Source organism: Microbacterium sp. NPDC055903 (assembly GCF_053615555.1).
In genome coordinates this window covers 474,136-495,398 of record NZ_JBSHCA010000003.1, presented here as the reverse complement: position 1 = coordinate 495,398, position 21,263 = coordinate 474,136, and the positions used below count along the sequence as shown (strand labels likewise).

At 70.1% G+C, this 21,263-nt stretch carries 16 protein-coding genes; 12 read left to right on the top strand and 4 right to left on the bottom strand.

Translation table 11 applies throughout. From position 1 onward, the window contains the following. Positions 1–57: 57 nt before the first annotated feature. The 10 genes from ACWGJP_RS16135 (at position 58) to ACWGJP_RS16090 (ending at position 13,384) form a co-directional block, all read left to right on the top strand. On the top strand, positions 58–663 hold the full coding sequence (locus ACWGJP_RS16135) for a rhomboid family intramembrane serine protease (protein ID WP_452330817.1): 606 nt from the start codon (positions 58–60) through the stop codon (positions 661–663). Between the two features lie 86 nt (positions 664–749). Next, on the top strand, positions 750–1,310 hold the full coding sequence (locus ACWGJP_RS16130) for a hypothetical protein (RefSeq protein WP_452330816.1): 561 nt from the start codon (positions 750–752) through the stop codon (positions 1,308–1,310). Between the two features lie 37 nt (positions 1,311–1,347). Further along, on the top strand, positions 1,348–3,456 hold the full coding sequence (pta, locus tag ACWGJP_RS16125; protein ID WP_452330815.1) for a phosphate acetyltransferase: 2,109 nt from the start codon (positions 1,348–1,350) through the stop codon (positions 3,454–3,456). Positions 3,457–3,458: 2 nt separating this feature from the next. Further along, positions 3,459–4,679, top strand: a complete 1,221-nt coding sequence (locus ACWGJP_RS16120; RefSeq protein ID WP_452330814.1) for an acetate/propionate family kinase — start codon at positions 3,459–3,461, stop codon at positions 4,677–4,679. A 461-nt stretch (positions 4,680–5,140) separates the two neighbouring features. Continuing rightward, complete coding sequence (locus ACWGJP_RS16115) at positions 5,141–5,995, top strand: carbohydrate ABC transporter permease (RefSeq protein ID WP_452330813.1); 855 nt, start codon at positions 5,141–5,143, stop codon at positions 5,993–5,995. Next, a complete protein-coding gene (locus ACWGJP_RS16110) occupies positions 5,992–6,936 on the top strand; it encodes a carbohydrate ABC transporter permease (protein ID WP_452330812.1) in 945 nt (314 codons plus the stop codon). The genes ACWGJP_RS16115 and ACWGJP_RS16110 overlap by 4 nt, the downstream gene beginning before the upstream one ends. Positions 6,937–6,979: 43 nt before the next feature. Next, entirely contained in the window at positions 6,980–8,311 is a 1,332-nt protein-coding gene (locus tag ACWGJP_RS16105; RefSeq protein WP_452330811.1) for an extracellular solute-binding protein, read from the top strand. Between the two features lie 3 nt (positions 8,312–8,314). Then, positions 8,315–10,129, top strand: a complete 1,815-nt coding sequence (locus ACWGJP_RS16100) for a BNR-4 repeat-containing protein (protein ID WP_452330810.1) — start codon at positions 8,315–8,317, stop codon at positions 10,127–10,129. A 43-nt stretch (positions 10,130–10,172) separates the two neighbouring features. Continuing rightward, positions 10,173–12,455, top strand: coding sequence for an FAD-dependent oxidoreductase (locus ACWGJP_RS16095; RefSeq protein WP_452330809.1), 2,283 nt, complete (start codon positions 10,173–10,175; stop codon positions 12,453–12,455). A gap of 44 nt (positions 12,456–12,499) precedes the next feature. Beyond that, on the top strand, positions 12,500–13,384 hold the full coding sequence (locus ACWGJP_RS16090; RefSeq protein WP_452330808.1) for a LacI family DNA-binding transcriptional regulator: 885 nt from the start codon (positions 12,500–12,502) through the stop codon (positions 13,382–13,384). Between the two features lie 150 nt (positions 13,385–13,534). Here ACWGJP_RS16090 and ACWGJP_RS16085 read toward each other — a convergent pair whose 3' ends face one another. Next, entirely contained in the window at positions 13,535–14,356 is an 822-nt protein-coding gene (locus tag ACWGJP_RS16085) for a DeoR/GlpR family DNA-binding transcription regulator (RefSeq protein WP_452330807.1), read from the bottom strand. 107 nt (positions 14,357–14,463) lie between these two features. Here ACWGJP_RS16085 and ACWGJP_RS16080 point away from each other — a divergent pair, with 107 nt between their 5' ends. Both ACWGJP_RS16080 and ACWGJP_RS16075 read left to right on the top strand, forming a co-directional pair. Further along, on the top strand, positions 14,464–15,210 hold the full coding sequence (locus ACWGJP_RS16080; protein WP_452330806.1) for an HAD-IA family hydrolase: 747 nt from the start codon (positions 14,464–14,466) through the stop codon (positions 15,208–15,210). Further along, positions 15,207–17,696, top strand: coding sequence for a glycoside hydrolase family 65 protein (locus ACWGJP_RS16075; protein ID WP_452330805.1), 2,490 nt, complete (start codon positions 15,207–15,209; stop codon positions 17,694–17,696). The genes ACWGJP_RS16080 and ACWGJP_RS16075 overlap by 4 nt, the downstream gene beginning before the upstream one ends. A 39-nt stretch (positions 17,697–17,735) precedes the next feature. Here ACWGJP_RS16075 and ACWGJP_RS16070 read toward each other — a convergent pair whose 3' ends face one another. The 3 genes from ACWGJP_RS16070 to ACWGJP_RS16060 are packed head-to-tail and all read right to left on the bottom strand — an operon-like array spanning position 17,736 to position 21,257. Continuing rightward, complete coding sequence (locus ACWGJP_RS16070) at positions 17,736–19,364, bottom strand: dipeptide ABC transporter ATP-binding protein (protein ID WP_452330804.1); 1,629 nt, start codon at positions 19,362–19,364, stop codon at positions 17,736–17,738. Beyond that, on the bottom strand, positions 19,354–19,845 hold the full coding sequence (locus ACWGJP_RS16065; protein ID WP_452330803.1) for a GbsR/MarR family transcriptional regulator: 492 nt from the start codon (positions 19,843–19,845) through the stop codon (positions 19,354–19,356). Before ACWGJP_RS16065 ends, ACWGJP_RS16070 begins: the two co-directional genes overlap by 11 nt. Beyond that, positions 19,842–21,257: a serine hydrolase domain-containing protein gene (locus tag ACWGJP_RS16060; RefSeq protein ID WP_452330802.1), complete on the bottom strand. Its 1,416-nt coding sequence runs from the start codon at positions 21,255–21,257 to the stop codon at positions 19,842–19,844. The genes ACWGJP_RS16065 and ACWGJP_RS16060 overlap by 4 nt, the downstream gene beginning before the upstream one ends. Between the last annotated feature and the right edge of the window lie 6 nt (positions 21,258–21,263).

Here is a 21,263-nt window from a genome sequence, read left to right as displayed (position 1 = left end):
GTGAGCCGACGGCCGCGCACTCAGCATCCTCAGGGTCCCTCCTGCGAGGATCGGAGCGTGACCTCCTCCGTCGACGCCCCGCGCAGACGCAGCGCCCTCGGCCGCTTCACGTCGCCCGTCGCGCTCCTCGCCCTGATGTGGGCCATCCAGCTCGCCGACGCGATCCTGCCCGGCTCCTTCACCGGGTTCGGGTTGCGCTCGTGGGACCTCACCAGCCTCGGCGGGTTCCTGCTCGGCCCTCTTTTGCACGCGAACTGGGCGCACCTGATCGGCAACTCCGTGCCGTTCCTCGTGCTCGGCTGCCTCGTCGCCGTGGAGGGCGCCCGCCGGTTCTGGCTCGTCACCGCCGTCATCGTCGTCGTGGGCGGCGCCGGCACCTGGTTCGTGAACGCGCCGGGCACCCTCACGGTCGGGGCCTCCGTGCTCGTCTTCGGATACTTCGGCTACGTCGTGCTGCGCATCTTCGCGCCGGCGCGCACCGCCCACCGCATCGGCTACGCGCTGATCGCCCTGCTGGTCATCGCGCTCTACGGCAGCGCCATGCTCATCGGCGTCTTCGGCGCCGCCGACGGCGTCTCCTGGCAGGCGCACCTGTTCGGAGCGATCGGCGGCGGGCTCGCCGTCTTCGTCGGACGCGGGCGCGGCAGGGCCAGGTCGGCGTGAGCGCTCGCCGCAGGACGACGGCGAGACGCAGACGCCGCCGCCCCGGCGCACGGAGGCGAGCGGCGCTGCGCGCCCAGCGGATCCGGATGCTGAAGCGCATCGCGATCGGAACCGGCATCGTCGCCGGAGTCGCCGCGATCGCCGTGCTCGTCCCGCTGACCACAGCCCAGGCCCCGGTCTGCCTTGACGACCCGACCACGTTCCCGGCATCAGGGATCGAAGGCTGGGACGGCGAGCAGCTCGACAACGCCGCCACGATCATCCGCACCGCCCGCGGGCTCGGCTTCGACCGCGAAGGGCAGGTCATCGGCGTCATGACCGCCATGGGGGAGAGCTCTCTCATCAACATCGACTACGGCGACTGGGAGACCGCGGGCGTCCGCAACCCCGACGGGACCCCGACGAGCAGCATCGGCCTGTTCCAGCAGCAGGACTGGTGGGGGAGTCCCGAGGCGCGGATGGACCCGGCATCCGCCGCAGGCCTCTTCTACGCCCGCCTCGCCCGCCTGAACGGGTGGCAGGAGATGGAGCCCAGCCACGCGATCAACCGCGTGCAGGTGAACTCCGATCCAGGGCACTACGCGCGCTTCGAGTCGGATGCCGTGGCCATCGTCGACGCCATGGCGGGAGAATGCCCGGCCGGTTGAGGGCCCGTCCGCGCAGCACCCGGCATAGGCTGGGGGCGTGGCGCGGAGCATCTACATCACCTCGGCAGAGGGACACACCGGCAAGTCCACCATCGCCCTGGGCGTGCTCGACGCGCTCATGCGCGTGACGCCGCGCGTGGGGGTGTTCCGGCCCATCACCCGCTCTGCGGATGAACGCGACGACGTGCTCGAGCTGCTCCTCGCCCACGACGGCGTGCACCTCGACTACGACGACTGCGTCGGCGTCACCTACGACGACGTCCGCGCCGACCCGGACAAGGCGCTCTCGACGATCGTCGCCCGGTTCAAGGCCGTCGAGGCGCAGTGCGACTCCGTGGTGGTCATCGGCAGCGACTACACCGACGTCGGCAGCCCCGCCGAGCTCGGCTACAACGCCCGCATCGCCGCGAACCTCGGCGCACCCGTGCTGCTCGTGCTCTCAGGCCGCGACCAGCAGCGCCAGGCAGAGCAGCTCGGCACCACGACCGCACGCACGGCCGCCGAGGTGGGCCAGGTCGCAGCCCTCGCCGTGGCCGAGCTCGCCGCCGAACGCGCAGAGCTCTTCGCCGCCGTCGTCAACCGCGCAGACCCGGACGCGCTCGCCGAGACCGTCGACGCCGTGCACGCGGTGCAGTCCGACGCCACCCCCGTGTGGGCGATCCCCGAGGATCGCAGGCTCGTCGCCCCCAGCATCCGCGGCATCCTGGATGCCGTCGAAGGGCGCCTCGTGAAGGGCGACGACGCCCTCCTCACCCGCGAGGTGCTCAGCGTCGTCGTTGCCGGAATGTCGATGGTGAACGTGCTCCCGCGGCTGACGCCGGATGCCGTCGTGGTCATCCCCGCCGACCGCACCGAAGTGCTGCTGGCCGCCCTGCTCGCAGACTCCGCCGGCACCTTCCCCTCGATCTCCGGCATCGTGCTCAACGGCCCGTTCCCGCTGCCGGAGGCGATCGAGCAGCTGCTCGACGGGCTCGCATCCAGGGTGCCGATCATCGCCACCGACCTCGGCACCTACGAGACCGCGGTGCGCGTCATGGGCGCCCGCGGAAGGCTCGCCGCCGACTCCGGCCGCCGCTACGACACCGCCCTCGGGCTGTTCCAGACCCACGTCGACATCTCCGAGCTCGTGCGCCTGCTCGGCCTCGCGGAGTCGACGGTGGTCACCCCGCTCATGTTCGAGTACGGGCTCATCGAGCGAGCCCGCGCCGACCGCAAGCGCATCGTGCTGCCCGAGGGCGGCGACGACCGCATCCTCCGCGCAGCATCCACCCTGATCGCCCGCGATGTCGCCGACCTCACGATCCTCGGCGACGAGACCGCGATCCGCGCCCGCGCGACCGAGCTCGGCGTCGACATCGCCGCCGCCCAGATCATCAGCCCCACCGACCCCGAGTACGTCGAGCGCTTCGCCGCCGAATACGCGCGGCTGCGCGCGCACAAGGGCGTCACGCTCGACCGGGCCGCCGACACCGTCACCGACGTCTCGTACTTCGGGACGATGATGGTGCACCTCGGCCTCGCCGACGGCATGGTCTCGGGCGCCGCGCACACCACGGCGCACACGATCCGGCCGTCGTTCGAGATCATCAAGACGAGGCCGGGGGTGAACGTCGTCTCCAGCGTCTTCCTCATGGCGCTCGCCGACCGGGTGCTCGTCTACGGCGACTGCGCGGTGATCCCCGATCCCACCAGCATCCAGCTCGCGGACATCGCCATCTCCTCGGCCGCGACGGCCCGCCAGTTCGGGATCGACCCCCGCGTCGCGATGCTCTCCTACTCGACGGGCGAATCCGGATCGGGCGCCGATGTCGACAAGGTGCGCGAGGCCACGGCGCTCGTGCGCGAGCGCGCCCCCGAGCTGCTCGTCGAGGGGCCCATCCAGTACGACGCCGCGGCCGATGCCGCCGTGGCGAAGGCCAAGCTGCCCGACTCGGCGGTGGCTGGCCGGGCGACTGTGTTCGTCTTCCCCGACCTCAACACCGGCAACAACACGTACAAGGCCGTGCAGCGCTCGGCCGGCGCCGTGGCGATCGGACCGGTGCTGCAGGGGCTCAACAAGCCCATCAACGACCTGAGTCGCGGAGCGCTCGTCGAGGACATCGTCAACACGGTCGCCATCACGGCGATCCAGGCGCAGGGGGAGTGAGCGTGAGCGTCGTCCTCGTCATCAACAGCGGATCCTCGTCGCTGAAGTACAGCCTGATGGACATGGAGCGCGAGCTCCCGCTCGCCGACGGCCTCATCGAGCGCATCGGCCAGGATGCCGGAGCCGTGACGCACACGGTGCGGCGCCTCGCCGACGGCCCCGCGACGCCCGGCGTGCTCGACGAGAAGCACCGCAGCGAAGCGGCCGTTCCCGACCACGACGCCGCCATCGCGATCATGCTCGAGCAGTTCGCCGCGCACGGGCCGCAGCTCGCCGAGCATCCGCCCGCCGCGGTCGGCCACCGCGTCGTGCACGGCGGAGCGCGCTTCTTCGCGCCGACGCTGATCGACGACCTCGTGGAGATCAACATCGAGGACCTCTCGGCCCTCGCGCCGCTGCACAACCCCGGTGCCGTGTCCGGCATCCGCGCGGGGCGCAGGGCGTTCCCCGATGTGCCGCACGTGGCGGTGTTCGACACCGCGTTCCACCAGACGCTGCCACCGGCCGCCTATACCTACGCGATCGACCGCGAGCTCGCGGAGCGTCACCGCATCCGCCGCTACGGATTCCACGGCACGAGTCACAAGTTCGTCTCCGAGCAGGCCGCGCTCTTCCTCGGGCGTCCGCTCTCCGAGCTTCGTCAGCTCGTGTTCCACCTCGGCAACGGGGCGTCGGTGACGGCGATCGACGGAGGGCGCTCCGTCGAGACGTCCATGGGGATGACTCCGCTCGAAGGGCTCGTCATGGGCACGCGCTCCGGTGACATCGACCCCGCCGTGCTCGTGCACCTCGCGCGCCGTGCCGACCTGGGCATCGCCGAGATCGATGCACTGCTCAACAAGCGCAGCGGCCTCCTCGGCCTCGCAGGGCGCAGCGACATGCGCGACATCGTGGCCGGCGTGGAGGCAGGGGAGGAGGCGGCGACGCTCGCCTACGAGGTCTACATCCACCGCCTACGCGCCTACGCCGGCGCGTACATCGCACAGCTGGGCGGGGTGGATGTCATCTCGTTCACCGCCGGTGTGGGAGAGAACTCCAGCGGTGTCCGCGCGGATGCTCTCGCGACCCTCGGCTTCCTCGGGGTGGAGATCGACGCCGAGCGGAATGGTGCGCGCGTGCCAGGCATCCGTCGGATCTCCACGGATGCCTCGGCGATCGACGTCCTGGTCGTGCCCACGAACGAGGAGCTCGAGATCGCCCGCCAGGCCCTCAGCGTCGGCTAGCTCGCCGAGCCTGTCGAAGCGTGCGGGGTGTCGGGTGGTGTAGCTCGCTGAGCTTGTCGAAGCGTGCGGGGGTGTGCTCCCTTCGACAGGCTCAGGGAGCGGTGAAGGTGGCCCAGGGAGCGTCCGGTGTAGCTCGCTGAGCTTGTCGAAGCGTGCGGGGGTGGCTCGTGTAGCTCGCTGAGCTTGTCGAAGCGTACGGGGTGTCGGGTGGTGTAGCTCGCTGAGCTTGTCGAAGCGATGCCATAAGCAACAGTGCTAGATAACAAGCAAGAACAGTTACGCACTCTCCGTTACCCAAGCGTTACCGTTCCGAATTGACGCGATCCCGCGGCTCCGTGAGACTTGACCCGCACCCTCCGGGGTCTTGCTGCTCAATGGCGACAGAAGCGCACAGAGACGTGGGAACAATGACTTCACAACTAGCAACAAAAGCAAACACTCCGAAACGCATCTCGGATCGGATGTTCGCCTTCCTCCTCGTCGTGCCCGGGCTCGCGCTCCTGGTCGCCGTCGTGGTCTACCCGCTCATCACGAGCCTCGTCACCGCCTTCTTCGAGCAGAGCCTGCTCTACCCCGGCCGCGAGTTCGTGGGATTCCAGAACATCATCGACGTGCTGCAGGGCGAGTTCCTCACCCTGTTCGGGCAGACCATGGTGTTCACGCTCGGCACCACGGCGATCCCGTTCATCATCGGATTCGGGCTCGCGCTCGCACTGAACACCCGCATCGCCGGGTCGAAGGTGTTCCGCGGGCTCATGCTCATCCCGTGGCTCGTGCCCGGCGTCGTCGTCTCGTTCCTGTGGATGTGGATCTTCAACGCCAACTACGGCGTGATGAACTCCCTGCTGCAGTCGATCGGACTCATCGACGACCCGCAGGCATGGCTCGCCCAGCCCGGCACCGCCATGGTCGCGGTCATCGTCGCGAAGACCTGGCAGTCCTTCCCCTGGATGATGGTCATGCTCCTCGCCGGTCTGCAGACGGTGCCGCGCGAGCTCCACGAGGCCGCCGAGATCGACGGAGCGGGCACCATCCGCCGCTTCTTCTCCATCACGGTCCCGCAGATGAACGGCATCATCGGGCTCGTCCTGCTGCTGGAGTTCATCTGGAACTTCCAGCACTTCGACATCATCTACGTCCTCACCGGCGGCGGCCCGGCCGGCAGCACCCAGACCTTCGCCACCGCCGTGTACGAGACGGCCTTCCACGGCTTCGACCTGGGCAAGGCGGGCGCCCTCGGCCTCCTCTGGCTCCTGCTGCTCATGGTGCTCGTCGTCGTGTACGTCCGCTTCTCGGAGAAGGGAGAGAAGAAATGACCGCCACCCTGCTTCCCCAGCCCCAGGATTCGGATGCCGTGATCGACGCGACCAGGGCCCACGTCCTCCCGCCGCGCAAGGCCCGCAAGCCCCGCCCGGCATCCGCGGAGCGCCGCGAACGCCCGGGCGTCAAGATCGCCGCCTGGCTCACCGTGATCGTGTTCGGCGGCTTCGCGCTGCTGCCGGTCTACTGGCTGCTCGCCACCTCGCTCACCCCGAAGACGCAGGTGTTCTCGTACCCGCCGCGCCTGTTCCCCTCCGAGATCTCCTTCGAGGCCTACGCGTCGCTGTTCTCCAACCCCCAGCTGTTCACGTACCTGCAGAACAGCATCATCGTCTCGGTGATCACGGCGATCCTCTCCGTGATCGTGTCGGCCTACATGGGCTACTCGTTCTCGAAGTTCCGCTACACCGGTCGTCGCGCGCTGATGTACTTCGTCCTCGCCTCGCAGATGTTCCCGCAGGCGCTGCTGCTCGTCACCCTGTACACGGTGTTCGCCGCCTACAACCTGCTCAACACCTACACGGCGCTCGTGCTGTCGTTCACGACCTTCACGCTGCCGCTGTGCGTGTGGATGCTGAAGGGGTTCTTCGACACCATCCCCGACGAGCTCATCGAAGCCGCCCGCGTGGACGGCGCCTCGCGCCTGCGCATCATCCACTCGATCGTGCTGCCCCTGTCGGCTCCCGGGCTCGTCGCCGCAGGGCTGTTCGCGTTCGTGCGCGGCTGGAACGACTTCATCTTCGCGCTCACGCTCGCGGGCCCTGAGAAGCAGACGCTGCCTCCTGGCCTCGTGAACACCTACGTCGGCGAGGCGTCCACCGCCTGGCCCGAGCTCATGGCGGCATCCCTCGTCGTCTCGCTGCCCGTCGCCATCGCCTTCATCCTGCTCCAGCGCTTCCTCGTCGGCGGCATGACCGCCGGCGCCGTCAAGGGCTGATCCCGTATCCACCATGCACGACATCTCGACAAGGAGGACGACCATGTCCGCATCCCCGCTCACGAACATCGCCTTGACGCGACGCAGGGCGCTCCAGCTGTTCGGCATCGGTGCCGCAGCCGCAGCCCTCGCCGCCTGTGCGCCCACCGGCACCGCCCCCAAGCCCGGCGGCGGTTCAGGCACCGCCGCCGGCCTCAACGGCGCAGACCCGACGGACTTCTCGTTCGCCTCCTGGTCGTTCACCGAGGAGGCGGCAGCCCCTGCGCTCGAAGCGATCGTCGCGGCGTACGAGGGCAAGCAGTCCATCTCGGTGAAGGACGTCTCCTTCCCGTACAACGAGTACTTCAACCAGCTCACCCTGCAGGTGCGCGGCGGTCAGTTCGCCGGTGCGGCGCACGTCGACGTCGCCTGGCTCGGATCGCTCGCCGCGATGGGCAAGCTGCAGGACCTCGGATCCCTCACCGAGGGCCGCGGCTACACGGATGCCGCGCTCAAGGCCGCGCAGTTCGACGGCATCCAGTACGCGCTGCCGTGGACGATCGGCGCGATCGGTCTCGTCACCAACTCCGAGATCCTCGCGAAGGTCGGCGTCACCCCCGAGGAGTTCCCGACCACCATCGACGCCTACGAGAAGACGCTGAAGGACCTCAAGGCGCTCGGCGGCGGGCTCATCCCGTATGCCGCCTCGACGAAGGCCGCGCAGCTCAAGGACATCCTCATCTGGATGCAGACCTTCGGCAGCCCGCTCATCGACGGGGAGACCGTGACCATCGGCGACGACGCCTCGATCGAGGCGGTCACCTGGTACAAGAGCCTCTACGACCAGGGGCTCATCGCCGCAGACGTCGACCGCTTCGATGCCCGTTCGCTCTTCGCCCAGGGGCGCACCGCGATCTACGACGACGCGCCGGTCGGTCGCAACGCCGTCGTCGGCGAGTCGCCCGATGCGGATCTCGCGAGCAAGCTCGCCCCGGTCGCCCGGCCCGTGCTCAAGGACGGCGACACCCCGCGTGCCCTCGTCTGGGGCGGCGCGATCGCCGTCATCGACGGTGAGGGAGCGGCTACCGCCGGCGACTTCGCCCAGTTCGCCACCAGCGACCTCGACACCGTGCTCGCCGACTACGCCATCCGCGGTCTCCCGCCGGTCACGGAGGAGGCGCAGGCATCCGACGTCGTCGCGGCAGACACCTTCGGGGCGCTGTTCAGCGAGCGGATCACGGCGACGGCGACGAGCAACCCGTTCTGGGCGTTCACCTCGTACTCGCAGATCGAGACGGAGATCGCCGAGCAGGTGCAGGCCGTGCTCGTCGGCTCGGCCACGCCCGCCGACGCCATGAAGGCGGCCGGCGAAGCCGCGCAGAAGCTGATCGGCTGAGCCGTGCGTCTCCGTATCGCAACCGGTGCGGTCGCGGGCGCGGCCCTGGTCGTCGCGGGGCTCGTTCCCGCAGCGCTCGCCGCCCCTGCGCAGACGAGCGTCGAGGATCTCCCGTTCCGGGTCGACGCCTCCAATCAGGCCGGCTGGTGGAACCCGATCGACGAGGTCGACGGCGTCGCGTACTTCGCGTACAACGCGCCCGGTCCGACGTCGGCGACCCACGAGGTGCACCTGGCCGCACGCGCGGCGGACGGCACGTGGACGGACGGCTGCCTGCATGACGGCTCCGGATCCTGCGTGAGCTTCGTGGATGACAACGGCCACAACCAGCCGTCGATCGTCGTGGACGGCGAGGGCATGATCCACGCCTTCGTCTCGATGCACCACGAGCAGTGGAACTACTTCCGCACCGAGACGCCAGGCGACGTCACGAGCCTCGTCGACGTCACGGCCGAGATGCCCGACCAGGCGGCGACGATCACGTATCCGATCACCGCCCACGGTGCGGATGGCGACGCCTGGCTGCTCGTGCGCAGCGGCGCAGACACCCAGCGCCGGCGCGACGGAGTGCTGTACCACTACGATCCAGCGGTCGGCGTCTGGGAGAAGGAGACCACGATCGCCGCGGCGGTCGGCTACTCGTTCTATCCCGACGACCTCGAGGTCGACGGCGACGGGCGCGTCCACGTGCTGTGGGAGTGGGGCCCCTGGCCGGCGGATCCTGCGCGGCACCTGGGCTCCTACGTCGTCTACGACCCCGCGACCGGCGGCATCGAGGACGTCGCGGGCACCGCGGTGGAGGGGCCCGTCACCCCCGACAGCGGCGGAGCGGTGATCTGGCGGGACTTCGGTGCGGACGAGGACATCTCCAGTTACACCCCCGCCCTGCAGACCGCGAAGATGGCGCTGCGCGGCGACCGGCTCGTCGGCATCACCTACCGGTTCGTGGAGAAGGATGCCACGGCGTACGACGTGCTCTACGCATCCTGGAACCGCTCCGGCTGGTCGAGCGAGATGCTCGTCGACACCTCGGAGCTCGGCGCGGGCACCGCGACGAGCGCGACCATCGACACCACCGTGCACGGCTCGAAGGTCCGCGTCTATGCGGCCGTCACGGCCCAGGTCTGCGGCGAGCTGCGAAGCCAGGTGGTCAAGATCGAGCAGGCGAAGGGCCGGGCCGGCTGGTCGTACGAGACGGTCGGCGAGGCGCGCAGCGGTCAGCAGCGGCTGCGGGCGGCGACCACGGATGCCGGCACCGATCTGCTCTACCTCAGCGCCCCCAACGCGAACCCCGCCGTGCTCTCGTACGCCGAAGTGCCCCGATCGGGCCCGAAGGCGAGCGGTGAGGAGCTCTCGGACATCGTCGCCGAGCTGCGCGGCGACCTCGGCGGGACGAACCTCGCCATCGGCGCCACCGTCACCGCATCCTCGCAGTTGAGGGCGGACACGGGTCCGGAGCTCGCGGTCGACGGCGTCTGCACCGACGCCAGCCGGTGGATCTCCGCCGCGAACGACCCAACGCCGAGCATCGAGATCACCCTCGCGGAGCCGGCGGCGCTCGCCGAGGTGCGCGTGCGCAGCGGCTACAGCGTCGACCCGAGCACCGCGGCCGTCCTGCGCGGCTTCACCGTGCTCGTGCACACCGCCGACGGCTGGACCGAGGTCGGGACGTACGCGGCGAACACCGAGCGTCTCGTCAGGGTCGACACCGCGGACGTCGTCGCCGACGGCATCCGCCTGGAGATCTCCGACCCGTCCGCTTCGGCGACCGACGTCGCCCGCGTCTTCGAGATCGAAGCGATCGCCGCGGACGGCTGACCCCGCCGCCCCGCACACCCACACCCCACGGAAGGAACCCCGCATGCGCAGCCAGAGGATCGAGACCGACGTCGTCGTCGTCGGAGGAGGCCTCGCCGGAGTCGGGGCGGCGATCGCCGCCGCCCGGCTCGGCAGCAGGGTCGCGCTGATCGGCAACCGTCCCGTCCTCGGAGGAAACTCGTCCTCCGAGGTGCGGGTGTGGGTGTGCGGGGCGACCGCCCACGGCAACCAGCGCTGGGCGCGTGAGACGGGCGTCATCGGCGAGCTGTACCTGGAGAACCAGTACCGCAACCCCGAGGGCAACCCGATCCACTGGGACGACGTCGTGCTCGACCTCGTCCGCCGCGAGAAGAACATCACGCTCTTCCTCAACACCGATGTGCGGGAGGTCGCCGCCCACGGGCCGGACGACGCCCGCGTCATCGACGCCGTGACCGGCTGGACCATGGGATCGGAGATCACCACGGAGTTCCGCGCGCCGATCTTCCTCGACTGCACGGGCGACGGGCTCGTCGGCCATCTCGCCGGTGCGCGCTACCGTCTCGGCAAGGAAGGACGCGCCGAGTTCGGTGAGGACTGGGCTCCGGAGGAGCCGAAGCGCGAGTTCCTCGGCTCCACCCTGCTGTTCTACTCCAAGGACCTCGGGCGTCCGGTCGACTTCGTCGCGCCGGACTCCGCCATCGACATCACGACGACCCCCATCCCGGAATCGCGCATCATCCGCTCCGGTGACAGCGGCGCGGCGTACTGGTGGGTCGAGTGGGGCGGCGAGCTCGACATCGTGGATGACAACGAGCGCATCCGCGACGAGCTGCGCGGTGTGATCCTCGGCATCTGGGATCACATCAAGAACTCGGGGAAGTTCGATGCCGACACCCTCGATCTCGAGTGGATCGGCAACATCCCCGGCAAGCGCGAGTACCGGCGCTTCATCGGCGACTACACGCTGCACCAGGGCGACATCATCGACCAGACCGCCTTCGACGACGGGGTCGCGTTCGGCGGATGGTCGATCGACCTGCATCCCGCCGGCGGCATGTACGCCACCGGCGCCGGTGCGCTGCAGCGCTTCTCCAACGGCGTCTTCGAGATCCCGTACCGCTCGCTCTACTCGCAGAACGTCGGCAACCTCCTCATGGCCGGCCGGCTCGTCTCGGCCACCCACATCGCCTTCGGAGCCGCCCGCGTGATGGCGACGTGCGCGGCGATGGGGGAGGCCGCCGGCACGGCCGCGGCGCTCAGCGTCGCGCTCGGCACGACGCCGCGCGGCATCCACGACGAGTACCTCGCGGAGCTCCGGCAGACCCTGCTGCGCGCGGATGCGCCGCTGATCGGCGTCGCCAACGAGGACCAGGACGATCTCGCGCGCAGCGCCTCGGTCACCGCATCGAGCTCCACGACCGTCGTCGGCACGGGTGCTGCGGCCGTCGGCGATCCGCATCCGCTCGACGACGACCTCGGCATCGTCGTCCCCGTGCACGACGTCCTGGGCGGGATCTCCCTGCGGGTCGCCGCGGCGCGAGACACGACGCTCGTCGTCGAGGCCTACGTCTCGGATCTGCCGCAGAACGTCATCCCTGTGCATCGCGTCGCCGCAGCATCCGTGCCGCTCGCGGCGGGCGACGCGCAGTGGGTCGACATCGAGCTGCCCCACACGACGGACAAACCGCGCAACGTGATCGTCGTGATCCGGCGCAATGCCGACGCGACCGTGTACACGACCGCGGCGCTCCCTCCCGGCGTCCTCTCGCTCGTGCACCGCGTCGACAACGACGATCAGAACGTGCAGATCAGCACGGACGAGCTCATCGTGCAATGGCCGACCAAGCCGCTGCGGGGGCGCTCCGTCGTCTTCCGCGCGTTCCCCGCGTCGGAGGTGCTCGCGCCGGAGCGCGCGGTCGGCGGATACAACCGTCCCTTCGACGGGCCGAACATGTGGGCATCCGCACCGATGGAATCCGGTCGGGAGGAGTGGCTGCGGCTGGACTGGGCCGAGCCCGTCACCGCCGGCGAGGTGCGCCTGGTGTTCGACGACGACGTCGACCTCGAGCTGAACACGCTGCATCACCACCGCAGCCCCGACCGCGTGCTGCCGCAGCTCGTGCGCGACTACCGGGTCGAGGTCCTCGGCGTGGACGGCTGGCGCGTCGCCGCCGAGGTGGAGGGCAATCGGCATCGCCACCGCGTCCACCCGCTCCCCGCCGATCTCGGGGCGTTCTCGGCCGCGCGGCTCGTCATCTCGGCCACCAACGGGGTGTCCGAGGCGCGCGTGATCGCGTTCCGCGTGCAGCGCGGGCGTGCGGATGCCAAGACGGAGGCCCGGTGACCGGTAGCGTGAGGGCCAGGAGCATCTCGGCGAGGAGCAGGCCCGTGAATGAAGCGGCACGACGCGGCGCACCGGTGACCCGCCGTCAGCGCACCGGGATCGTGGCTCTCGCCGTGCCCGACCTCGATGAGCCGTACTTCGCCGAGCTCACCTCGCTCTTCGTCACCCGCGCGCATGCGCGCGGGCTGTCCATCCTCATCCAGCAGACCGCGGGCAGCCACGAGCGCGAGGTCGACATCGCCAACGGCGTCGGGCTGCCGCCCATCGACGGGCTGATCCACATCCCGCGCTCGCTGACGGTCGGAGACCTCACCAGGCGCACGGCGCCAGGCCCGATCGTGCTGCTGGGCGAGCACATCCAGGTGAGCCCTTTCACCCACGTCACCATCGACAACAAGGCTGCGACGGATGCCGCCACGACCCACCTCGCCGAGGCCGGCTGCCGCAGGATCGCCTTCGTGGGAAGCCGTGCGGCCCGGCCGTCGGATGCCGCGGATCAGCGCCTCGCCGGATATCGCCAGGCGGTCGCGCGGCTGGGCCTCGCCGAAGACGCCGAGCTCGTCGCGACGGTCGAGGCGTTCACCCCCGAGGAGGGCAGACGCGCCATGTCGGCGCTGCTCGCGGCCGGGGTGACGTTCGACGGGGTGGCGTGCTCGAACGACTCGCTCGCCTTCGGCGTGCTGTCTGCCCTGCACGACGCGGGCAAGCGGGTGCCGGAGGAGGTCGCCGTCATCGGTTTCGACGACGTGCACGCGGCTCGGTTCTCGACACCGGCGCTGACCTCGATCTCGCCCGACGATGGTGCGCTCGTCGACGCGGCGCTCGATGAGCTGGAGCGTCAGATGAACACGCCGCCCGGCATGGACATGCCCGTGCGCCACATCGTCGTCGATGCCCGCATCGAGGTCAGGGGCTCGACGCTCCGCTGAGGTGGCTGGTGCTGGTGCGGGGAGCGTGCGTGGAGCGGCGGCGGGTGCCTCGGTGGGCATCAGGTGTCGGAATCCGGCCGGGGTTGCGGCGTGATGCGCCAGGTGGATGCCGGGGAGCGACGGCCGAACGGGCCGCAGATCCCGCCCCGGTCAGGATGCCGCCGGCTCCTCGACCTCCGCGAGGGTCACGCCGACGAGCGCGTCGAGCTGCTCGACGGCATCCGAGGGCAGGCCGTCGTCGGTGATGAGACGGTCGACGTCGCCGATGTCCGCGATGGTCGTGAGACCCACCGCGTTCCACTTCGTGTGATCGGCGAGCACGACGGACACACCGCCCGTCGCGATGAGGGCGCGGTCGGTCTCGGCCTCGAGGAGGTTCGACGTCGTGAGGCCGGCCTGCAGGTCGACGCCTCGCACGCCGAGGAAGACGAGGTCGCAGTGCAGCACCTCGAGGGCGCGGACGGCGACCGGGCCGACGAGGGCATCCGCCGGTGTGCGGACCCCGCCGGTGAGCACGACGGTCTGCGTGTACGGCTCGTCCGCGCGATCGGGGCGGGCGAAGACGTCGCCGACGGGCAGGGAGTTCGTGACGATCGTGAGATCGGGGATGCCGCGCAGCTCCTGAGCGAGCGCCCACGCGGTGCTCCCGCCGGAGAGGCCGACGGCCATACCGGGCTCGACGAGGCGCGCGGCGGCTCGCGCGATGGCGCGCTTCTGCGCCAGCATCCTGCGCGCCTGCGAGCGGAAGTCGACCTCGCTGCGGTCGGGCAGGCGCGGCGTCGTCGCGCCCCCTCGGACGCGATCGACGAGCCCCTGATCGGCGAGGACGTCGATGTCGCGCCGCACGGTCATCTCGCTCACACCCAGCGTCTCGGCGAGTTCGCCGACGACGGCGGCACCGGCGCGACGCACCTCGGAGAGGATGCGCGAACGACGTTCGGCAGCGAGCACGGGACCCCCTTCGATGGTCATGCCAGTCTGCCACGGCCGGGCGTAGCATCCGGCGTGCAGGGCGCATTACGCTGACAGTGGCACACAGAGGTGCCGGCCCCGTTCTCCCTCGTCCGCTGGAGGCCCGCGTGTCCGATGCCCTGCCCGATCTCCGAGAGACCTCAGGGGTCCTGTTCGATCTCGACGGCGTGCTCACGCCGACCGCCGAAGTGCACATGCGCGCATGGAAGGACGTCTTCGAGGACGTCTTCGCGCAGTGGGGCATCTCGCCCGCGTACACGGACGACGACTACTTCGCCTATCTGGATGGCAAGAAGCGCTACGACGGGGTCGCGAGCCTGCTGCACAGCCGCAACGTCGAGATCCCCTGGGGCGAGACGGACGACGCCCCCGAGGCCGAGACCGTCTGCGGCATCGGCAACCGCAAGAACGACGCCTTCGCCGCGTCCCTGCGCCGGGACGGGATCGCACCCTACCCCGGCTCGCTCGCGCTCATCCGAGAGCTGAGGGATGCCGGGATCCGCATGGGCGTCGTCTCGAGCTCCAAGAACGCCGAGGAGGTGCTCGCCTCGGCAGGCATCCGCGACTTCTTCGAGATCGTCGTCGACGGCGTGGTCGCAGAGCAGGACCATCTCGCCTCGAAGCCCGCCGCTGACATGTTCGCCGCCGGTGCTGTCGCACTCGGCGTGGATGCCGCCACGAGTGCGGCGGTCGAGGATGCTGTGGCGGGCGTCGCCTCCGCCTCCGCCGCCGGTTTCGCGATCGTCGTCGGCGTCGATCGCGGCGCGGGTGCGGATGTCCTCCGCGCACAGGGCGCGACCTGTATCGTCGATGACCTCGCCCGCCTCCTCCACGACACCCCGGAGACCGCATGATCGATCGCGACCGCTTTCCCGTAGACCCGTGGCGTCTCGTCGAGACCCGCTACAGCGAGGACGGTGTCTCGGAGACGCTGTTCGCCGTCGGCAACGGGTATCTGGGGCTCAGAGGCAACCACATCGAGGGGCGCGGCGCCCACGAGCACGGCACGTTCCTGAACGGCCTGCACGAGACCTGGCCGATCCGGCACGCAGAGCAGGCGTACGGCTTCGCCGAGGTGGGACAGACCATCGTCAACGCCCCCGACGCGAAGATCATGCGCGTCTACGTCGACGACGAGCCGATCTCCTTCGATGAGGCGGACGTCCGCGAGTACTCTCGCTCGCTGGACATGAAGACGGGCGTGCTGACCCGCGAGCTGGTCTGGGAAACACCGTCCGGCAAGCGCGTGCGCATGCACGACGAGCGCTTGGTCAGCTTCGAGGAGCGCCACCTCGCGATCCTGCGCCTCGAGGTCACCGTGGAGAACGCGGATGCGCCCGTCACCATCAGCTGCCAGATCCTCAACCGCCAGGACGGCGGGACCGTCTACGCGGGCACACCCGTGCCCGCCAAGAAGGCCAAGGCCGGCTTCGATCCGCGCAAGAGCGAGCGGATCGCGGAGCGGGTGCTGCAGCCCGTCGAGTTCTGGCAGGACGGGCTGCGCTCCGCGCTGTCGTACCGGGTGAGCGAATCGGGGATGACGGTGGCCGTTGTCGCCGACCACATCCTGGAGACCGAGAACGCCTACGACGCCAGACAGCTCATCGAGCCGGATATCGCCAAGAACGTCTTCCGGGTGCAGGCGAAGGCGGGCGTCCCCATCCGCATCACCAAGCTCGTCAGCTATCACACCTCCCGCGGAGTCCCGGCGAGGGAGCTCGTCGACCGCTGCCGCCGCTCGCTCGACAGGGTCGCGGTCGAGGGAGTCGATGCGCAGTTCCAGCATCAGGCCGACTGGCTCGACGCGTTCTGGGGGCGCAGCGACGTCGTCATCGAGGGGCACGACGACCTCCAGCAGGCGACCCGCTGGTGCCTGTTCCAGCTCGCGCAGGCATCCGCTCGTGCCGACGGAGCAGGCGTGCCGGCCAAGGGCGTCTCCGGCTCCGGCTACAGCGGGCACTACTTCTGGGACACCGAGATCTACGTCCTGCCGTTCCTCACGTACACCTCGCCGCAGTGGGCGCGCAATGCGCTGCGGGCGCGCGTGCTCATGCTGCCTGCGGCCCGCCGCAGGGCCGCTCAGCTCAACGAGGCCGGCGCGCTCTTCCCCTGGCGCACCATCAACGGCGAGGAGGCATCGGCCTACTACGCCGCCGGCACCGCGCAGTACCACATCAACGCCGACGTGAGCTTCGCCCTCGGCAAGTACGTCAGGGCGACCGGGGACGTGGAGTTCCTGCACCGCGAGGGTGTCGACGTCGCCGTCGAGACCGCACGCCTGTGGGACACGCTCGGCTTCTGGCGGGGGACGAACGGCGACGCCACGTTCCACATCCACGGGGTGACGGGGCCCGACGAGTACACCACCGTCGTCAACGACAACCTCTTCACCAACGTCATGGCGCGCTACAACCTGCGCTATGCGTCCAGGGTCGTCCGCGAGCTCGCGGCGGCCGACCCCGCGGCCTACGACGCGCTCGTCGCACGCACCGGCCTCGAAGCGGGGGAGGCCGAGGGGTGGGAGCTCGCAGCGAACGCGATGTTCATCCCGTTCAGCGAGAGCCTGGGCATCCACCCCCAGGACTCGCTGTTCCTGGAGCGCGAAGTCTGGGACCTCGAGAACACCCCGAACGACCAGCGTCCGCTGCTGCTGCACTTCCACCCGCTCGTTATCTACCGCTTCCAGGTGCTCAAGCAGGCCGATGTGGTGCTCGCCCTGTTCCTGCAGGGCAACCACTTCACCCCCGAGGAGAAGCTGGCCGACTTCCGGTACTACGACCCGCTCACCACCGGCGACTCGACCCTTTCCGCCGTCGTGCAGTCGATCCTCGCGGCCGAAGTGGGCTACCAGGACCTCGCCATGGACTACTTCCGCCAGTCGATCTTCGTCGACCTCGGAGATCTGCATCACAACGCCGCCGACGGCGTGCACGTCGCCTCGGCCGGCGGCGTGTGGACGGCGCTCGTCTCCGGCTTCGGCGGCATGCGCGACCACGCGGGCGAGCTGAGCTTCGACCCGCGCCTGCCCGCCGACTGGCCGAGCCTGTCGTACCCGCTGCAGTGGCAGGGCACGGCCCTGCAGGTCACGCTCACCCGTGACGAGCTGCGCGTGAGCGTGCGGGTCGGGGAGCCGGTGTCGTTCACGGTCCGCGGCGCCGAGCATACGGCGGCGGAAGGGCAGGATGCCGTCGTCGCGCTCGCCGACCAGGGGCCGATCATCCCAGGGCGACCCACGCTGCAGACCTTCGCGGATGCGCGACGGGACGACGGGACGCTGATGTCGGCATCCGTGCCCGTCGTGACGAACGCGATCCCTGTCGTCTCCGCGCTGGACGACTGATCGTTCCTCGCTCCGCCGTGCAGCGGGGCGAGGAACGCGTCAGGACGCCCTGCGGGCGCGCTGGAGGGCGGGGTCCGGCAGGGGAGCGGCCGCGAGCAGCGTACGGGTGTACTCGTCCTGCGGGTTCTGCAGCACCTGCACCCGGTCGCCGAGCTCGGCGAGACGCCCTCGGTGCATCACGGCCACGCGGTCGGCGAGCTCGTCGACCACCGCGAGGTCGTGACTGACGAACAGGCAGGCGAAGCGGAACTCCTGCTGCAGGCGGCGGAACAGCTCCAGCACGGTCGCCTGCACCGAGACGTCCAGGGCCGACGTCGGCTCGTCGGCGATGAGGAGGTCGGGCTGGAGGGCGATGGCGCGGGCGATCGCGACGCGCTGGCGCTGGCCGCCGGAGAGCTCGTGCGGATAGCGCTCCGACCAGGCGCCGGGGAGCTCGACCGATTCGAGCAGCTCCGTGATCCTGCTTTCCAGCGCGTCGCCGCGCAGCCCTGCGTGCACGGCGAGCGGCTCGCCGACCGACTGGGCGACGGTGTACCGCGGATTCATCGAGCCGAGCGGGTTCTGGAAGACCACGCCCACCCGAGCGCGCATCGCGCGCTGGGCTGCCCTCGACCCGGACGCGACGTCCACACCGCCGACGCGGATCGACCCCGACGTGATCGGCGCGAGCCCGAGCGCCGCGCGGCCGAGCGTCGACTTGCCGGAGCCGGACTCTCCCACGAGAGCCAGCAGTTCGCCGGGGGCAATCCGAAGGCTCACACCGTCGACGGCGCGCACGGCGCGGCGCCGAGACGAGTACTCCACGACCAGGTCGTCCACCTCGAGCACGGCGCCGGGCTGCGCGGCGGACTCGCGCGCCGGTGCACCGATGCGGGGCACGGCCGAAAGCAGCTGCTGCGTGTACGGCGCCTCCGGTGCGGCGAACAGCCGGTGCACCTCCGCGCTCTCGACCGCCCTGCCGTGGCGCATCACCACGACCCGGTCGGCGAGGTCGGCGACCACGCCCATATCGTGGGTGATGAGGACGATCGCGGCGCTCGTGCGCTCGCGCAGGCGGCGGAGCACGTCCAGCACCTCGGCCTGCACCGTGACGTCGAGCGCCGTGGTCGGCTCGTCGGCGATGAGCAGCTCGGGGTCGCAGGCCAGCGCCATGGCGATCATGATGCGCTGGCACTGGCCGCCGGAGAACTGGTGCGGGTAGAAGCGCATCCGCGCCTCGGGGTCGGGGAGATCCACCATGCGCAGCAGCTCGATGGCCCTCGCCTCGCGCGCGGCGCGGTCCAGCTCTGGGCGGTGCCGGGCGAGCACCTCGCGCAGCTGCTGGCCGATCGTGAACACCGGGTCGAGCGCGCCGATGGCATCCTGGAACACCATCGAGACGCGCTTGCCGCGGATGCCGGAGAGCGCCGTCCTGCTCAGGCCGAGCAGCTCGGTGTCTCCGAGCCGTGCGCTGCCGGACACCGTGGCGGTCTCGGGCAGCAGGCCCATGATCGCCATCGAGCTGACCGACTTGCCTGAACCGGACTCGCCGACGATCGCGACGATCTCGCCGGGTGCGACCTCGTAGCTGAGATCCGTCACGGCTTCGACATCGGGCTGCCGTCCGCCGTCGACCTGGAAGCGGACGGTGAGGCCCTGCACGCTCAGCACGGGGGCATCAGTGGTCATCGGCGTCCTCCTGGGCGTCTCGATAGGCCTGCCAGTCGGCGAGCATCTTGGAGTGATAGCCGCTCAGCCAGGTCATGTAATTGCGGGCGTTGCGCAGGCGGCGCTGCGGCAGCCCGCCCGCGTCGATCTCGTCCATGCCGCTCTCGATCGCGGCGGACAGCATGCGCAGGTAGTGCCGTTCGGAGCCGAGGAAGCCTCCCCAGACGTCCTCCTCCACGGCGAAGTAGTAGCTGCGGTCGCCGGGGATCGCGACGCGGTGGATGAAACCGACCTCCGTGAGGTGCCTGGTCGCCGTCGACACGGCACCGGCGCTCGCGGTGAGCAGGGCCGCGATCTCGCTGCTGGAGAGCTGCGGACGGTCCACGATCATCAGCAGGGCGATGATCCTCGCCTCCATGCGGTTGCTCGTCGTGGCCTGCCAGGCCAGGGCGAACTGCTCGACGAAGGCGCGCTGCCCGGGGGTCAGTTCCAGCTCGGTCACGTCACGGGCTCCTTGAGGATGCGGGTCATCGACTCCCGGCGCGCCAGGAAGTCGTCGATCGGCCACTGGGTCATGCCGTTGACGCGGATCGATGCGACCGTGCCGTCGGCCTTGCGAGTGAACGATACCGGCTCGCCGGACGCGCCGAAGCTCGGCTGCAGGAACGTGCGGAGGGTGTCGGGGTCGACGACCTCGAGCTCATCGATCGTCGGCCAGACGTCGCGCGCTCCCGGGGAGACGAGGACGAGCCTTCCGCCGAGCTCGACGACGTCGGTGAGACCCCAGAGCGAGGCGTAGCGCCCGGTGAAGCTCTCCGGGGCGGGGCCGTCCTGGGGGAGGGGCTTCTTCTCCGCGCCGGGCAGGGGCTTCTCGGCGGCGTCGATCACGGCGAACACGGCCTGGGCGATCTGCTCCGCGATGCCGTCGACCGAGTTGGTGAGCACGCTCACCACGAGCTTGCCGACGGGATCGATGTAGGTGCGGGTGATGTGCCCCGGATATCCGCCGGAGTGGCCGACGACCGCGCGCTCGCGGATCGTGGACACCTCGATGCCGGTGCCGTAGCGGCCGATCTCCGATCCGTAGTGCTCGACGACGGATGCCGTGCGCTGCATGATCCGTCGGGAGTCGTCGGTGAGCAGGGCGTCCGCGCCCAGCCAGTGCGCAGCCCCGTACACGGTGAGATCCTCCGCGGTGGAGTAGAAGCCGGTGGCCGCGGCCATCGCCCTCGTGTCCACGTGCTCGATGACGAGCCGGTCGGTCTCGCCGAGGAGCAGGCCGGTGTGCCCGGCGGCGTACTCCGCCTCGCGGGCAGGGTCGTACTCGGCGCCCGTGCGGGTCAGGCCCAGCGGTTCGATGATGTGCTCGCGGCAGTACTCCGCGTAGCTCGTGCCCGAGGCGCTCTCGATCGCGAGCCCCAGCAGCGAGTACCCGACGTTCGAGTACCGGAAGTACTCGTTGCGGTGCGCGATGGTGCCGTGCGCGAGGATCTCCGAGATCAGCGCCTCCCGGTCGGGGAAGGCGTACTCGAGCTGCCAGAAGTCGGCGGCGGTGCCGTCGCGCTGGATGCCGGACTGGTGCTCGAGCAGCTCGCGGATCGTCGCCGTCCCGATCTCCGTGCCGGCCAGTTCAGGGACGTGCGCATCGATCGGGTCGTCCAGCCGGATGCGTCCTGCCTCGACGAGCTGCATGACCGCGGTGCCCGTGAACGTCTTGGAGTGCGAGGCGATGCGGAAGAGGTGATCGGTGCGCAGCGGCTCGCCGGTCCAGACGTTCGCGACGCCGACGGCGAAGGAGGCGATCAGACCGTCGGCGGTGCGCACGGCGACCTGGGCTCCGGTGGCTCGGTAGTGGCGCACCTGCGCCTCGACGAGGGCGGGGAGATACGCGGCGGCGGATGAGAGGTCGGTCATGAGGGG

What these genes read in the sequence shown, in the direction of transcription:
- ACWGJP_RS16130 (WP_452330816.1), top strand. Translation starts at nt 750, where the DNA reads ATGCTGAAGCGCATCGCGATCGGAACCGGCATCGTCGCCGGAGTCGCC.
- ACWGJP_RS16115 (WP_452330813.1), top strand. Translation starts at nt 5,141, where the DNA reads ATGTTCGCCTTCCTCCTCGTCGTGCCCGGGCTCGCGCTCCTGGTCGCC.
- ACWGJP_RS16110 (WP_452330812.1), top strand. Translation starts at nt 5,992, where the DNA reads ATGACCGCCACCCTGCTTCCCCAGCCCCAGGATTCGGATGCCGTGATC.
- ACWGJP_RS16105 (WP_452330811.1), top strand. Translation starts at nt 6,980, where the DNA reads ATGTCCGCATCCCCGCTCACGAACATCGCCTTGACGCGACGCAGGGCG.
- ACWGJP_RS16095 (WP_452330809.1), top strand. Translation starts at nt 10,173, where the DNA reads ATGCGCAGCCAGAGGATCGAGACCGACGTCGTCGTCGTCGGAGGAGGC.
- ACWGJP_RS16085 (WP_452330807.1), bottom strand. Translation starts at nt 14,356, where the DNA reads ATGACCATCGAAGGGGGTCCCGTGCTCGCTGCCGAACGTCGTTCGCGC.
- ACWGJP_RS16075 (WP_452330805.1), top strand. Translation starts at nt 15,207, where the DNA reads ATGATCGATCGCGACCGCTTTCCCGTAGACCCGTGGCGTCTCGTCGAG.
- ACWGJP_RS16070 (WP_452330804.1), bottom strand. Translation starts at nt 19,364, where the DNA reads ATGACCACTGATGCCCCCGTGCTGAGCGTGCAGGGCCTCACCGTCCGC.
- ACWGJP_RS16060 (WP_452330802.1), bottom strand. Translation starts at nt 21,257, where the DNA reads ATGACCGACCTCTCATCCGCCGCCGCGTATCTCCCCGCCCTCGTCGAG.